Below are 14,245 nucleotides of genomic sequence, written 5' to 3'. Positions count from 1 at the left end.
GCTACGGTATGTAGTATCACTACAAAGTGACATCGACGCAAGGAGGCGCACATGTATCGCGAGCTGCTGGGTTTCGAAGGGCGGGTCGCCGTAGTGACCGGGGGGTCGCGCGGCATCGGCCACGCGATCGTCACGGCACTGCACGAGTTCGGCGCGCGCGTCGTGATCGTCGACGTGCTCGACGAACTCGGCACGGCGGCTGCTGCCGCCTTCACCGAGGGCCCCGGGGTGCACTACCGGCATCTCGACGTCACCGACGCCGAGGCCGTCGCCGCCGCGATGGCCGCCGTCGCCGAGGAGTTCGGCAGGCTCGACCTGCTCGTCACCTCGGCGGGCATCGCCGACCACACGCCCTCGCTCGAGCTCGACGTCGAGGCGTGGCGCCGGGTGCTCGACGTCAACGCCACGGGAACCTTCCTGTGCGCCCGTGAGGCGCTCCGTCACATGAGCGCCGGGTCGGCGATCGTCGCCATCGGCTCGATGTCGGGCGAGATCGCCAACGCCCCCCAGCGGCAGGCCGCCTACAACGCCTCGAAGGGTGCGGTGCACCTCGCCGTGAAGAGTCTCGCCATCGAGTTCGCCGAGGCGGGAGTGCGCATCAACGCGGTGGCGCCCGGTTACATCGGCACCGATCTCACCAAAGACGGCGTGCCCGAGGAGTGGTGGGCCGACTGGGAGCGGCGCACCCCCCTCGGGCGGCTCGGCCGGCCCGAGGAGGTGGCGTCGCTGGTCGCCTTCCTGGCCTCCGACGCCGCCTCCTACATCACCGGTTCGATCGTCACCGTCGACGGCGGGTACACCGCCTGGTGAGACCTCACGCCGTGCCTGCCCGAGGCGAGCTCCCTCTCGGTGCCGGGCAGGCACAGCGTGGCGGTGACGCCCTCGGGCACGGTGGCGTCGAGCTCGACATGCCCGTCGTCGCCCACCGCCCACCGCACGGCGAGTGTGCCGTACGGGGTCTCCACCGACGCGGATGCGCCCCCCACCTCGAGAACGCGCGGTGCGATGAGCGCCCGGCGCCATCCGGGTGCGAGCGGGGAGAGCCCGGCCACCTCGGCGAACAGCCAGTCGTCGACCGTGCCGAGGAAGTAGTGGCCGCGTGAGCGCGACTCGGGCTTCCAGTGCTCCCAGAGCGAGGTGGCGCCCTGGGCCACCCAGAACCCCCAGCTCGGGAACGTGGTCTGCCTCGCGACGGCGAGCGCGGCATCCGCGTGGCCGAAGCGGGTGAGCTGCGGCAGGAGGTGCTTCGTGGCGAGCGCACCCGTCGAGAGGTGGTCGCCGCGGGCGCGTACGTCGGCGGCGACGCTGTCGGCGACGCCCTGGCGGAGCGGCTCGGGCAGCAGGTCGAAGGCGAGGGCGAGCACGCCGTGGGCCTGCCGGAAGCCCTCGTCGCCGTCGCCCGCCACGATGCCGTCGCGCACGAACCGGGCGACGAAGGCGGCGCGGGAGCGGGCCGCCGCGTCGCGCCACTCCCCGGCGGGCTCGCCGAGCTCCGTCGCCCACTCGGCGAGCACGTCGAGCATCGCCACGAGGAACGCGGTGGCGGCGATGCGGGTGTCTTCTGGGGCGTTGCCACCCCCCGCCGACGTCTCGGGGCTCACCCAGTCGCCCAGGGTGGTGTCGGCGATGCCGTCGACGGTGCGGGCCAGCTCGAAGCGCAGGTAGTCGCTCGCATCGGCCCAGAGGTCGACGAGCACGCGGCGGTCGCCCCGCTGCATCCACAGCTCCCACGGGATGAGCACGAGGGCGGCGTGCCAGGTGGGGGCGGGCGACCAGTCCATCGTCCAGCCGCCGTCGGGTGCGAGCACGGTCGGCGCCCCCGAGCCGTGGCGAGACGCGGCGATGTCGGCGCACCACTTGGCGAGGAGCTCGTGCACGTCGAGGTTCTGCAGCATGAGCCGGGCGCCCACCATGCCGTCGCCCGTCCAGCCGTTCTTCTCCAGCATCGGGGTGTCGGTCGGGATGCCGTGCAGGTTGTTCAGCACGGTGCGCGCCGTGAGTTCGTGGACGGTCTCAAGGAGCGCGTCGTCGCACCCGAACGAGCCGGTGCGCGGCGCGCGGGTGTGCACGAGGGCGGCGCGCACCCGCGGCAGCCGGGCCGCCCGCACCTCCGCGTACTGGAAGCCGTGGTAGACGAACCGCGGTCGCCAGGAGACCGGGGCGCCGGCGAGCACGACCCGGTCGAGCTGGAAGCGGCCGGCGAAGTAGCCGAGGGGGTCGTCGGTGTCGACACTGCCGTCGGAGCGCAGCCGCTCGCCGTGCCGCAGTTCGATCACCTCCCCGGCAGCTCCCTCCGCCTCGATCTCGAGCCAGCCCGCGATGACGCGCGGGAAGGCGAGCACCCAGCGGCCCGGCGCGATCTCGACGATCGAGTCGGGGTCGAAGCGCTCCGCCACCTCGACGGCGGGTTGGCGCTGGTGCACCGGCCGGCCGCGCGGGCCGGCCACGATCCAGGCAGTGTCCCAGTCGTGGTCGTCGAACCCGGGGGCGTCCCAGCCGGGCGGTTCGCGTCGGGCGTCGTGGTCTTCGCCGCCGTGCAGGTCGTCGTACCGCGTCGGTCCGTCGATGGCGCGCCACGACGCATCCGTCGTCACGACGTGCTCGGCACCTTGCTCGTCGCGAATGACGAGCAGCAGGCGGGCGGAGGGCTCGGCGTGCCAGGGGGCGGTCTCCCAGTTCCAGGTGTTCGGAGCGGCCATGCCGTAGAAGCCGCGACCGAGCTCGAGCCCGATGGCGTGCCGTCGACCGGCGGCGAGGAGTGGGGTGACGTCGGTGACCGTGTACTGCGCCGTGACGTCGTAGTCGGTGAACCCGGGGCTCAGCACCGAGGGCTCGACCAGGGTTCCGTCGATCGCCACGCGGGCGTACCCGCCGGCGGCGACGACGAGGTAGGCCTCGGCGACCGAGGTCGGCGCGGTGAACTCCCGCCGCAGCAGAGGAGCGGCCCCCGACGGATGCGCGTGGCCCACGAAGCGCGCACCGCGCCAGTCTCCGTCGAGCACGCCGGTGACGAAGGCCGAGGAGGTGCTCGAGCCGTTCGTGGTGACGCTCCACCGGTAGCGGGTGAGCGGTGACAGGGCGGGGCCGTCGTACTCGACCTCCGGGGCCGGCCGCCCGGTTCCCGATGCCGACCACAGCGGGCCGCCCGGCCCGGCGACATCGAGACGCCAGGCGCCGGAGCCGTACCAGGAGAAGCGGGGGGACACATCGACGCCGACGGGCTCGACCGTGTGCTCGACGCGGAGGTTCGACGGGCTCACGGGAGCAGCTCCGCGAGCTCGGCGCGGGTGCCCCAGCGCGTGCGCAGGCCCGACAGGACGTCGGGGTGCGCGTTCAGGAAGGAACCGATGGCCTGAGAGGCGTCTTGGGGTCGCGTGCGCTTCTGGTTGATCTCACCGAGCAGACTCCATCGCCGGTCGCCGAGTTCGGTGGGCTCCTGGGCCGCCGGCCGGTAGTCGGTGTAGTCGAACACCAGCGGGTCGGAGGTGCCGTCGACGACACCGAGCCGGAAGTCGGAGCACATGAACCAGGTGACGCGTTCGCCGAGGGTGGAGGCCTGGACGCCGGAGCCCTCCTGCTGCAGCAGATAGGCGAGCGCCGCGTCGTCGGGGTTCGCCGCCGACCACTCCGCACCGAAGTCGGCGATCGGGGTCACCGCGAGATCGGGCCACTCCTCCCGGAGCGAGGCGAGCCATCCGCCCCAGGCGTCGAGGAGGTCGGGGTCGGTCTCGAGCCCGCGGTGCACCTCGCTGATCTCGTAGTTCACGGTGAGCCAGCCCAGCCCGTTGCGCTCCACGTTCCGGGCTCCGAGGTGCGCGGCGCTCGTGGCCCGGAGCTCGGCGAGCGCGTCGGCGCGTGGCAGCCGGTGCAGCGTCTCGATGGGGCCGAGCCCGAGCCGCGAGTTGAAGCCGGTGCCGTCGGGGCCCATGCCCGCTGCTCGCGCGGCGACGAGGTCGACGGTCCAGCCGTCGAGCATCGCCACGTCGATGCGGTCGTCGCCCCGGGCGGGGCGGAGGAAGTGCTCGCGCGAGGGGCGGTAGGGGTAGGCGATCGAACCGTCGCCGTCTTGCAGGTCGATGTCGAACTGGCTCCAGATGTTGCCCTGCACGGTGCGGATGCCGAGCTCCTCACGGGCGCGTGCCGTGTTCTCGGCCGAGAGGAAGCCCGCCACCAGCGACCGCGTCTCGCGTTGGAACTCGTCCTCGATGAGCGCGACGGCGTCGGCGATGTCGCGGGCGACCGACTCGCGCGAGCCGTACAGGTTGGGGAAGAAGCCGCCCGGGACGAAGGTGACGTCGTCGCCGAACGCCGATGCGCAGCGCGCGACCTCGCGCCGCACCTCGGCGTAGCGGGGGCTGTCGTCGGTGAGGGCGCCCCAGGAGAGGGCCCAGGTGACCCGCGCGTCGGAAACCGCGTCGCGCACGGTGGAGCTGAACCGGTCGATCAACGCGGCGCTGTGCCGTTCCGATTCGTCCTCCCAGAGCCAGCGGTCGCGCGTCGCCTCGATCTGGTGTCGACGCACCACCGTGTTGATGGTGAGGCGTCTGCCGATCGCTCTGCCGGTGGAGGGGGTCACGATGCTCCTTTGCGTAGTGAAACTAACCGAATTGTCCCGATTCGAGCGCCGATTGCGGTCGAATGCTGGCTTTTGGCCGGAATTTGTGTAGCCTGACTACAGCATGACAGATCGAGCGGGCACCACGCGCGATCCGTATCAACGACGATATTGAAGGAGAGGCCATGAAGAAGTGGCTCACGGTCACCACGGCGCTCGCGACCGCGCTCGCTGTCACAGCACTTGCCGGATGCTCCGGCTCGGGTGGCGGCGACGGCGGTAAGACCGAACTCAGCTTCCTCATGTGGGGCGACGGCGGGGACACGCAGCAGGCGTACCAGGACGTCATCGACACCTTCGAGGAGGCGAACCCCGACATCACCATCAACGCGGAGTTCTTCAACACGAACGACTACGACAACATCCTGAAGACGCGTCTGTCGGGTGGAGCCGGCCCCGACGTCTACGGCTTCGACCTCGGCAACATCGACGACTTCGTGCGCGACGGCTTCGCCGCCGATCTCAGCGAGGGCGGTAGCGACTACCTGTCGAAGCTCACGCCCGACGCCGCGAAGGAGAGCCACCGCGGCGAGGAGGGCGACGCCGTCTCCAACCTCCCCATCTCGCTCTCGGGCAACGGCATCATCTACAACAAGGCGCTCTTCGAGAAGGCCGGCATCGACGCCGCCCCCACCACCTACACCGAGCTCAAGGCCGACGCGCAGAAGCTCCTCGACGCGGGCATCACGCCCTTCGCCATGTCGGCGCAGGACAACTGGTGGCCGCAGTTCATCGTGTACTACGCCCTCGCGGAGCACGGCGCGAACGAAGACCTCGCCGCCGAGATGGCGGCGGGCGACGCCGACTTCTCGAGCAGCGACGCCTGGAAGGAGTCGCTCGACATCGTCAAGGAGCTGACGCCCTACTACATGCCGAACCCCCTCGGCACGAGCCAGACGGCAGCCCAGTCGGCCTTCCTCGGCGGACAGGCGGCGATGTTCCCGGCCGCCTGGATCCTCCCCGACGCCCGTACCGCCGACCTCGACGTCGACTACATGAACTTCCCGACCACCGACACCCCGGTCGACGACCTGTGGGGCACCTACCAGGTGCGTTTCGGCGTGAACCCGGGCAACGACAAGGTCGACGCCGCTCAGAAATTCCTCGACTACTTCATGTCGGATGACGTCTACCTCGACTTCCTCACCAAGGTGAAGCAGTTCCCGACCACCACGACCGTCTCGGTCGGCGCCGAGGTCGACCCGCTGTACCCCGAGATGCAGGAGTCGTGGGACGGCAAGACCTTCATCGCCGCCTTCTCGCCCACCGCCAAGTCGGTGCAGGACGAATTGCTGGTGGGTCTGCAGAACCTCATCGGCGGTCAGCAGAGCACCGAGCAGGTGCTGTCGTCGCTCGACACCGCCCTCGAGCAGTGGCGCGCCGACAACAAGTGACCGTGACGCGCGCCCTGCCCGGTTCGAACCGGGCAGGGCGCGCGCTCGTCTGCCCCCGCCCGCGACCCGCCGGGCGACAGTTTCGACCGAGGACATCATGACCACTGGCGACATCACCCTCACCGACGCCGGCACCACCGTGCGGATCGATGCGGCGACGGGGGGTGTGCTCGGAGTCGACGGCCCCGGCGGCACGCTCGTCGCCGCCCCGCACCCGGGCCTGTTCGTGCTCGAGATCCCGCGCGACGGCGACCGCACGGTCGTGGTGCAGACGCGTGAGCAGCGGGTGTCGGAGGTTCGCATGCGTGCCGACGGTCGCGGCGTGGAGCTGGTGTGGAGGGAGCTCGTGACGAGTGCGGGCGAACGCCTCGCCGGCACGGCGACGGCCACGCTCGAGCTCCACGACGGGCGGCTCGACGCCACCCTGAGGGCCGGGTTCGACGACGACGTGCGCGTGGAGGCCGTGCGGTTCCCCTCTCTCCCCGGAGTCGTCGCCGCGGGTGACGGCCGTCTCGAGCTCGTGCGCGCGGAGTACACGCAGGGCTCGCGCCACGAGTTGCTGCCGCGCTTCGAGAGCACGGCTCCCTACTGGGGCACGGTCTTCCCCGACTACGCCAGCGGCAACCTGCGACCGGAGGTGGTGTGCAACCCGACCTCGCCGTTCATCCTGCTCGCACGCGAGAACGACGGGCTCGCCGTCATGCCGACGACGCCCACCACGGAGTTCATCGGATGGCGGGCGTCGCTCGAACCGGGGTACGCCGACAGTCTGCTGCGCACGGGTGGCGACGGCGCGCATCCGGCCACCGTCACTGTCGACGCCATCCAGGTGCCCACGGGCGGCAGCTCGTTCGAGGCGGTGCCGATGACGGTCGCCGTGTACGGCGGCGACTGGCTCGCCGGCCTCGAGGCCTACCGCGTCACCCAGAACCCGCGGCGGCGCCCCCGGGCCGCCTGGCTCGACTCGCCTCACTCCTGGCTGCAGGTGCAGCTCATGTCGACGGAGGGCGAGGTGCGGTTCGACTTCGCGACGCTCCGCGACATCGTCGACGAGTGCGCCGATGCGGGCATCGGCGCCATCCAGATCGTGGGCTGGAACGAGGGCGGGCAAGACGGGCTCGTGCCGGTGCACCGCCCCTCCGAGCGTCTCGGTGGCGAGGCGGCCCTCGTCGCCGCGCTCGCCCGCGCGCGTGAACGCGGCGTGCGTGCCGTGCTCTACACGAAGTATCAGTGGGTCGAGAAGCCGGGGCCCTACTGGGAGGAGTTCGCCGATTCGGTCTGCCTCGACGAGCAGGGCCAGCCCTACGCCCAGCCCGGCCCGGTCTACCACTCGGCGCGCAAGCGCTACGGCATGAGCACCCCCTGGTACGTGCCGCTCTGCTTCTCATCGCCCGCACTGCGGGAACGCTTCGCCGCCGAGGCCGCCCAGATGGCGCGCTGGGGCGCGGCGGGCCTCCTCAACGACGAGTCGCTCTACCACGGGCGCGCCCTGCTCTGCTTCGCCGAGAACCACGGTCACGAACCGGGCGCCTCGACCTTCACCTGGGACGCCGAGTTCGTCGCCGCCCTGCAGCAGGCGGCGCTCGCCGAGACCGACGAGTTCATCGTGGCGGCCGAGGGTGCGTTCGACGGCCAGTTCGAGTTCTACGACGCCTCCTACATTCGCAGCGCCTCGCCGCGGCACCTGCCGATCGGGCGGCGCCTGCGCCCGGGGGCCGCCATCTCCACCGCCCTCATCGGCTTCGACGACAGGTCGATGGTGAACCAGTGCCTGCTCTACGGCTACGCGGCGAGCATCGAGCCGTTCCATTTCAAGGGCAGGCCGACGGATGCTCCGCTCACCGTCGCCTATGTCGGCCAGGTCGATGCGCTGCGCCGACGACTCGCGGAGTGGCTGTGGACCGGAGAGCTCGAGCCCGACGCGGGTGTGCGCGCCGTCGGCGACGCGACCCCGCACCCGTACGCCACACGATGGCGGGCCGCCGCGGGCGGGCCCACCGTGACCGTCGTCACCCACCTCGACGAGGGGGAGCGCGAGTTCGAGGTCGACGCGGGTGACGGCTCCGACGCCGTCGTGCTGCTCCCGGGCTCCGACGCCGCCCAGCCGCTCGCGGGTGGCCGGGTGACCGTGCAGCCCGGCGACGCCGCGGTCATCGTGCCCGCCGAACTCGCTCGCTCTCGCGGCTGGGTGTAGCGCCGCTAGCCGATCGGGGTCTCTGGAGCGCTGCTCAGCGCCCAGGATGCCCATCCACGCCCAAAAGATGTAGTATTGCTACATGGCGCACGAGCGCCGTCCATATCGATGAAGATCTGCGAGGGAGCCATGACGAAGTGGCACACGGCGGCCGACACGGCCGCGCACCGTCGGACGGAAGGCACCCGATGACGAGCACCCGCGTCGAAGACGTCCGCGTCATCCCGACCGTCACCACCGACCGCACGTCCTGGAAGCGCCGCGTCTGGTCTGACCGATCGACGATGGGCAAGTTCCTCATCGCGATCGCCCCCGCCCTCATCATCTACACGATCTTCACGATCTGGCCGATGCTGCAGGTGGTGTTCGCCGCCTTCACCGACGCCAGGGGGTTCAACCGCCCCGCCGAGTTCATCGGCCTCGACAACTTCGTGCGCATCTTCTCGGGCGACCCCACCCTCACCAAGGCCATCGCGAACACCGGCATCTACGCCTTCTTCAAGGTCGTCGTGCAGACCGTGCTCGCCTTCCTCATCGCGGTGCTGCTGAACCGTCAGCTGCGTCTCGGCAACATCTACCGGGCCGTGTTCTTCGCCCCCATCGTCATCAGCCCCGTGGCCATCGTGTTCACGTGGAGCTTCATGTACGACCCGACGAACGGCACCATCAACTCGCTGCTGCGCGACGTGGGCCTCGGCGGGCTCGCGCAGGACTGGCTCGGCAACTACGACCTCGCCCTCTACAGTGTCATCCTCGTCGACCTGTGGAGCGGACTCGGCTTCAACGTCGTCATCTTCCTCGCCGGCCTCTCCACCATCCCGGCCGAGATCAACGAGGCGGCCCGCGTCGACGGCGCCAGGGGCTTCAAGGCGATGCGGCACATCACCATCCCGCTCATGATCCCCTCGATCGGGCTCGTGCTGGTGCTCTCGGTGAACGGCGCCCTCCGCGCCTTCGACACGGTCTACCTCATGACCAGGGGAGGGCCGGGAGACTCGACCCAGTTGTACATGACCGAGGTGTTCCATCAGGGCCTCGTGGCGAACAACTTCGGCTACGCCTCGGCCATGGCCCTCATCGTGATCGTGGTGCTCATCGTGATCGCCGGGGCACAGAACAGGCTGAACAACCGCATGAGCGCCGAGGAGAACGCCCGATGAACAGTCGAACCGCCAAGCGCCTGGCACGTCGGGTGCCGATCAACCTGCTGCTGATCTGCCTCAGCCTCATCATGATCTACCCGCTGCTCATCATGGTGATCACGGCGTTCAAGCCGAACCTCGAGGTGCTCACGAACCCCACCGGGCTGCCGCAGACCTGGACCTTCGACAACTTCGTCACCTCGTGGGTCGAGGCCGACTTCACGAACCTGTTCCTCAACTCCATCCTGCTCACCGTCACCAGCATGGTGGCGGCGACCTTCATCGCCGCGCTCGCCTCCTACGCCATCGTGCGCCGGGTGTCGCGACTGGGTTCGGTGGCGTACCTGCTCATCGCAGCGGGAATCTTCCTGCCGCTGCAGCTCGCGCTGGTGCCGCAGTTCCGCGTCATCCGCGACCTCGGGCTCATCAACAACTACCTCGGTGTCATCCTGGTCTACATCGCCGGGGCGATCCCGTTCGGCGTCTTCCTCATGGCGGCCTTCATGCGGCAGATCCCGAAAGAGATCGTCGAGGCGGCGGTCGTCGACGGCGCCGGGTACTTCACCCTGTTCCGCACCATCTACCTGCCGCTCGCCCGCCCCGCCATCGCGACCTTCTGGGTGCTGCAGGGGGTCGGCATCTGGAACGACTACCTGGTGCCGCAACTCCTGCTGACCGATCCGACGAAACGCACCCTCACCACGGGCGTGCTCTACTTCAAGGCGCAGTACCTGGCCGACTGGGGCAACATCATGGCGGCGGTGCTCATCATGAGCCTGCCCATCCTGCTCATCTTCATCTTCGCCCAGCGCTACTTCGTGAGCGGCCTCTATGCGGGCGCGGTGAAGTGAGCAGTCTCGACGACGTCGAGCTCTCCGCCTACGCCAGGGCCGCGCTCGTCGGCGACGGGGCAGTGGAGGCCGATCTCGCCGTGCCGACCGTGCGGGTCGACTCCCGGGCGGCGGATGCGGGGGATGCGGGTGCGCGTCAGACCCCGTCGGCGCAAGCCGAGCCCCTCCACGCACTCCTCCACACACCCCTCCCTGCGCCGCTCTCGCTCGACGGCGAGTGGCTGCTGGCGGGCTCCGTGCCGCAGAAGCAGTTCTCGATCGAGCGCTGGGCCGAGCCCGCCGGATCGAAGCCTCCGCACGAGCCCGCGGAATGGTTCCGCCCCGAGACCGACCGCGGCTCCTGGACGACCGCGACCGTGCCGGGCACCGTGCAGGGCGCCCTCGCGGCTGCGGGAAGGACTCCGCATCCGCTCCTCGGCTCCTCGACCTACGACGAGCTCGTCGAACACGGCGTGCCCGAGCACTGGCCGTGGCACTTCCGCCGCACCCGCATCGAGCAGCAGGAGTGGTGGTACGCCCGCCGCTTCACGGTGCCGGCCACATGGGAGGGCCGGCGCATCCGTCTGGCCTTCGACGGCGTCGACTACGCGGCGACCGTCTACCTCGACGGCTCGCCGATCGCCCGCCAGGAGGGCATGTTCGGCGGCCCGGAGGTCGACGTCACCTCGCTCGTCTCTCCCGGCGGCGAGCACGAGCTGGTCGTGCGCATCGACCCGCCGCCACACGACTGGCACGGCGTGATGAAGGGGTCTCCCGGGTGGGGGTGGCATTACGGGCACCTCATCTCGATGGGCCTGTGGCGGTCGGTGCGGCTCGAGGTGGTGCCCGAGGTGGAGCTCGTGCATCCGTTCGTGAGCACGGCGAGGGCCGATGCCGACACGGCACTGCTCCGGGTGCGCGCCGACGCGCGCGACCACACGGATGCGCGGGGTACGGTCTCGGGAACGGTCACGGTGTGCAGCGACGAGGGCGCCGTCGTCGCGTCACGCGCCTTCGACGTCGAGCTCACCGGCCCGCGCACCCGCTTCGAGCTCGAGATCGAGGTCGACCGGCCGCGGCTGTGGTGGCCGTTCGGGTACGGCGAGCAGCCGCTGTACCGCGTCGAGATCGCGGTCGCGGGTCACGCCGTCGAGGTCGAGACGGGCATCCGCACCATCGAGATGGCGGCCCTGCCCGACTGGCAGGGCGAGGAGTTCTACCGCTGGCAGTTCGTCGTGAACGGGCGGCCCCTTTTCCTCACCGGTGCCAACTGGTGCTGGACCGACCCGCTCACCGAACGCGACGGCTCGGTCGACGAGCACCTGCTGCGGCTCACCCGACACGCGGGGCTCCGCATGCTGCGGGCCTGGGGCGGCGGCATCGTCGAGAGCGAACGGTTCTACGCGGCCTGCGACCGGCTCGGCATCCTCGTGCTGCAGGAGTTCCCGTTCTGCTTCGGGCTGCCCGGGGCCTCGTCGGTCTCGCTGGCGGCGGTCGACGACCAGGTCACGCGCATCGTGAGGGCGCTTCGCAACCACCCTTCGCTCATCATGTGGGGCGGCGGCAACGAGAACGAGCTCACCCGGTCGGGAGACGAGCTGCTGCTGCTCGCGGGGCGGCGCACCACGGCGCTCGACGACTCCCGCCCGTTCCATCGCACCGACCCGTGGGGTGGCAGCGTGCACAGCTACACCGTCTACCACGAAGGAGCCCGCATCGACGAGGGCTACACCGCGGTCGACGGGGCGGTGTGGGGCGAATACGGGCTGTCGAGCCAGTGCTCGCTCGAGAGCATGGCCGAGTTCCTCGACCCCGGACTGCTCGACGAGTGGCCGCCTCCCGCCCACGGCGCCATCCTGCAGCACCAGGCGCAGTTCTCGCTCCTCGACATCGTGAAGCAGCTGCGCTACGCCGACTACGGCCCGATCGTCGACTGGGCGACCTTCGTCGAGGCGAGCCAGGTCGCCCAGGGCGAGGCGCTCCGCTTCGCCTCCGAACGCGCCAGGTCTGGCAGCGGCGAGCACACCAGCGCCTACTGGTTCTACAAGCTCGGCGAAGTGTTCCCCGGGTCGTCGTGGGCAGTCGCCGACTTCTACGGCCGGCCCAAGCGCTCCTACTACCTGGCCCGGTCGTTCAGCCGGCCCCGCTCGGTGTTCGCGGTGACGAACCGGCTCGACTGGGCTCCGGGCGAGCTCTTCGAGGCCGACGTCCACGTCGCCAACGACACCCCCGAGCCTCTCGACGCACAGGTGGAGGTGCGGTTGTGGGACGCCGACCTCACGGTGGCCGCGAGCTGGGCGGGCACGGTGGCGGTGGCGCCCGACCAGCGAGTGCTCGCCCAGCGGTTCTCTGCGCTCGTGCCCGGCCGCGCGCATCCGCTGCACCTGGAGGTGCGCATGACGGATGCGCGGGGCGAGGCCATCAGCCAGTGGTACTGGTTCAACGCGCGGCAGCGCGGGGAGCGCATCGAGGAGCTCGAGCGCTCGGCCCCCGACGAGCTCTGGGAGGCCGACCTCGCGCCGTACTTCGCGGCCTACGCCGCCGAGCGGCCGGCCCCGCTCTGGGAGCTTCCACCCACCCGGCTCGCGGCACGTGCCGTCGACGGCGGGTTCGAGGTGCAGAACGTCGGTGAGGTGCCCGCACCCTTGGTGCTCGTCGACGGCTTCCCGCACGGTCCGGGGGCGCTGCTGCACGACGACGCCTTCGGGCTCGCACCCGGCGAGACGCGCTTGGTCGGAGTGGAGGGTGAGGTGTCGTTCGCGTCGCTCTCGGTTCGGGCGTGGAACGCCGATCCCGTCGGGGTGTCGGCATGACCGACGCGCAGGGAACGACGGTGCTCGCCACCTGCAGCGGCTGGCAGCCCTCCACGCGCGCCGAGCTCGAGTTCAGCCCGTTGCAGCGCTTCGCCGTCGAGCTCACGGGGGTCTCGGGCCGAGCCCCGCGCGTGCTCTATGTGAACACCGCGGGCGGCGACCCCCGGCAGGGCGAGGCCATCGAGCTCGACGCCGCGCGCCTCGCCGGGGTGAGCGCACGGCACCTCCGCCTGTTCGGGCGCACCGACGAGCCGCTCGACGAGATCGTCGCCGACGCCGATCTCGTCTGGGTGGGCGGCGGCAGTGTGGTCAACCTGCTGGCGCTCTGGCGTGCTCACGGTCTCGACTCGCTCCTCATCGAGGCGGCCCGGCGTGGCACCGTGCTCGCCGGCACGTCTGCAGGAGCCCTCTGCTGGCACGTGGGCGGCCCCACCTCTTCACGCGGCCCGGCGCTCGACCTCGTCGACGACGGCCTGGCGCTCGTGCCGGCCTCGCTCGCCGTGCACTACGACTCGCAGCCGCTGCGCCGACCCCTCTTCCACAGCGCGATCGCCGAGGGCCGCCTTCCCGCCGGTCACGGTCTCGACGAGGGCACCGCCGTGCTCTACCGCGACGGCGCGCTCATCGAGGCGCTCCGCGAGCCCACCGGCGGCACCGTCCACCGCGTCGAGCGCTCATCCTCGTCTGAGACGGCCTCAGAGCACACCCTCGACGTCAGAACACTCTGAGGCGAGCGCATCGCGTGGGCGGTGGTCACCGGCGCGAGCCCGCGACCTCGACGCGGCCGGCGGTCTCACCGCGGAGGGAGGCGATCACCTTCGCGGCGACGTCGGCGACGTCGGGGGAGTGCGGGATGACGACGGCGTCGACGGCCGACTCCGGCAGCCCGCCTTTCGCGCCGCGTCGGCCGCAGCGGTCGATCTCGCGCTGCACGCCGTCGGCGAGAGCCGGGGAGCCGGCACCGGGAACCTGAACGAGCAGCACGACCCTGCAGTCGTGCTCCTCGAGGGGAGCGAGATCGCCGAGCACCGAACGAACCCGCCGGCGGCACGCCCGTGGGTCGACGGTTCCCTGCAGCGCATCGGGATGCACCTGCACCAGCAGGGCGTCGATGTCGCCGAGGCGGGGCACCTCGGCGGGCGCCGAGGGGTGCAGCACGCTCACACCGGAGGCCGCGAGAGCGCGGGTGAGGGCGTCGGTAAGCGGATCTCCGTACACGACGACGAGGGGCGAGGTCTTCATGGGCACATGGGGCCT

10 protein-coding genes are annotated in these 14,245 nt (G+C 70.8%); 7 read left to right on the top strand and 3 right to left on the bottom strand.

The genetic code is table 11. The features are described 5' to 3' along the window. Positions 1–51: 51 nt before the first annotated feature. Entirely contained in the window at positions 52–810 is a 759-nt protein-coding gene (locus ABFY20_RS18215; RefSeq protein ID WP_368497614.1) for an SDR family NAD(P)-dependent oxidoreductase, read from the top strand. Here ABFY20_RS18215 and ABFY20_RS18210 read toward each other — a convergent pair. Next, entirely contained in the window at positions 759–3,260 is a 2,502-nt protein-coding gene (locus ABFY20_RS18210; protein ID WP_368497613.1) for a family 78 glycoside hydrolase catalytic domain, read from the bottom strand. The genes ABFY20_RS18215 and ABFY20_RS18210 overlap by 52 nt on opposite strands. Further along, positions 3,257–4,576 carry a DUF3863 domain-containing protein gene (locus tag ABFY20_RS18205; RefSeq protein WP_368497612.1) on the bottom strand — a complete coding sequence of 440 codons (1,320 nt, stop codon included), beginning with the start codon at positions 4,574–4,576 and terminating at the stop codon, positions 3,257–3,259. Before ABFY20_RS18205 ends, ABFY20_RS18210 begins: the two co-directional genes overlap by 4 nt. A 164-nt stretch (positions 4,577–4,740) precedes the next feature. On the opposite strand from ABFY20_RS18205, the gene ABFY20_RS18200 reads away from it, so the two are divergent. From ABFY20_RS18200 to ABFY20_RS18175, 6 genes are all read left to right on the top strand, one after another. Then, positions 4,741–6,009: an ABC transporter substrate-binding protein gene (locus ABFY20_RS18200; RefSeq protein WP_368497611.1), complete on the top strand. Its 1,269-nt coding sequence runs from the start codon at positions 4,741–4,743 to the stop codon at positions 6,007–6,009. A 97-nt stretch (positions 6,010–6,106) separates the two neighbouring features. After that, a complete protein-coding gene (locus tag ABFY20_RS18195; protein WP_368497610.1) occupies positions 6,107–8,203 on the top strand; it encodes a DUF6259 domain-containing protein in 2,097 nt (698 codons plus the stop codon). A gap of 188 nt (positions 8,204–8,391) precedes the next feature. Beyond that, positions 8,392–9,363, top strand: coding sequence for a carbohydrate ABC transporter permease (locus tag ABFY20_RS18190; RefSeq protein ID WP_368497609.1), 972 nt, complete (start codon positions 8,392–8,394; stop codon positions 9,361–9,363). Further along, a complete protein-coding gene (locus ABFY20_RS18185) occupies positions 9,360–10,196 on the top strand; it encodes a carbohydrate ABC transporter permease (RefSeq protein ID WP_368497608.1) in 837 nt (278 codons plus the stop codon). The genes ABFY20_RS18190 and ABFY20_RS18185 overlap by 4 nt, the downstream gene beginning before the upstream one ends. Then, positions 10,193–12,988: a sugar-binding domain-containing protein gene (locus tag ABFY20_RS18180; RefSeq protein WP_368497607.1), complete on the top strand. Its 2,796-nt coding sequence runs from the start codon at positions 10,193–10,195 to the stop codon at positions 12,986–12,988. The genes ABFY20_RS18185 and ABFY20_RS18180 overlap by 4 nt, the downstream gene beginning before the upstream one ends. Next, positions 12,985–13,716 carry a Type 1 glutamine amidotransferase-like domain-containing protein gene (locus ABFY20_RS18175; protein ID WP_368497606.1) on the top strand — a complete coding sequence of 244 codons (732 nt, stop codon included), beginning with the start codon at positions 12,985–12,987 and terminating at the stop codon, positions 13,714–13,716. The genes ABFY20_RS18180 and ABFY20_RS18175 overlap by 4 nt, the downstream gene beginning before the upstream one ends. A 25-nt stretch (positions 13,717–13,741) precedes the next feature. Here the strand turns inward: ABFY20_RS18175 and ABFY20_RS18170 are convergent, their stop codons facing one another. Next, a complete protein-coding gene (locus ABFY20_RS18170; protein ID WP_368497605.1) occupies positions 13,742–14,230 on the bottom strand; it encodes a hypothetical protein in 489 nt (162 codons plus the stop codon). Positions 14,231–14,245: the final 15 nt, after the last annotated feature.

This window comes from Herbiconiux sp. A18JL235 (assembly GCF_040939305.1).
Taxonomy (GTDB): Bacteria; Actinomycetota; Actinomycetes; order Actinomycetales; family Microbacteriaceae; genus Herbiconiux.
This window is presented reverse-complemented; position numbering and strand designations above follow the sequence as displayed.

Bases quoted from the DNA above. Each gene is read 5' to 3' on its own strand.
- ABFY20_RS18215 (WP_368497614.1), top strand. From the start codon at position 52: ATGTATCGCGAGCTGCTGGGTTTCGAAGGGCGGGTCGCCGTAGTGACC.
- ABFY20_RS18200 (WP_368497611.1), top strand. From the start codon at position 4,741: ATGAAGAAGTGGCTCACGGTCACCACGGCGCTCGCGACCGCGCTCGCT.
- ABFY20_RS18195 (WP_368497610.1), top strand. From the start codon at position 6,107: ATGACCACTGGCGACATCACCCTCACCGACGCCGGCACCACCGTGCGG.
- ABFY20_RS18190 (WP_368497609.1), top strand. From the start codon at position 8,392: ATGACGAGCACCCGCGTCGAAGACGTCCGCGTCATCCCGACCGTCACC.
- ABFY20_RS18185 (WP_368497608.1), top strand. From the start codon at position 9,360: ATGAACAGTCGAACCGCCAAGCGCCTGGCACGTCGGGTGCCGATCAAC.
- ABFY20_RS18175 (WP_368497606.1), top strand. From the start codon at position 12,985: ATGACCGACGCGCAGGGAACGACGGTGCTCGCCACCTGCAGCGGCTGG.
- ABFY20_RS18170 (WP_368497605.1), bottom strand. From the start codon at position 14,230: ATGAAGACCTCGCCCCTCGTCGTCGTGTACGGAGATCCGCTTACCGAC.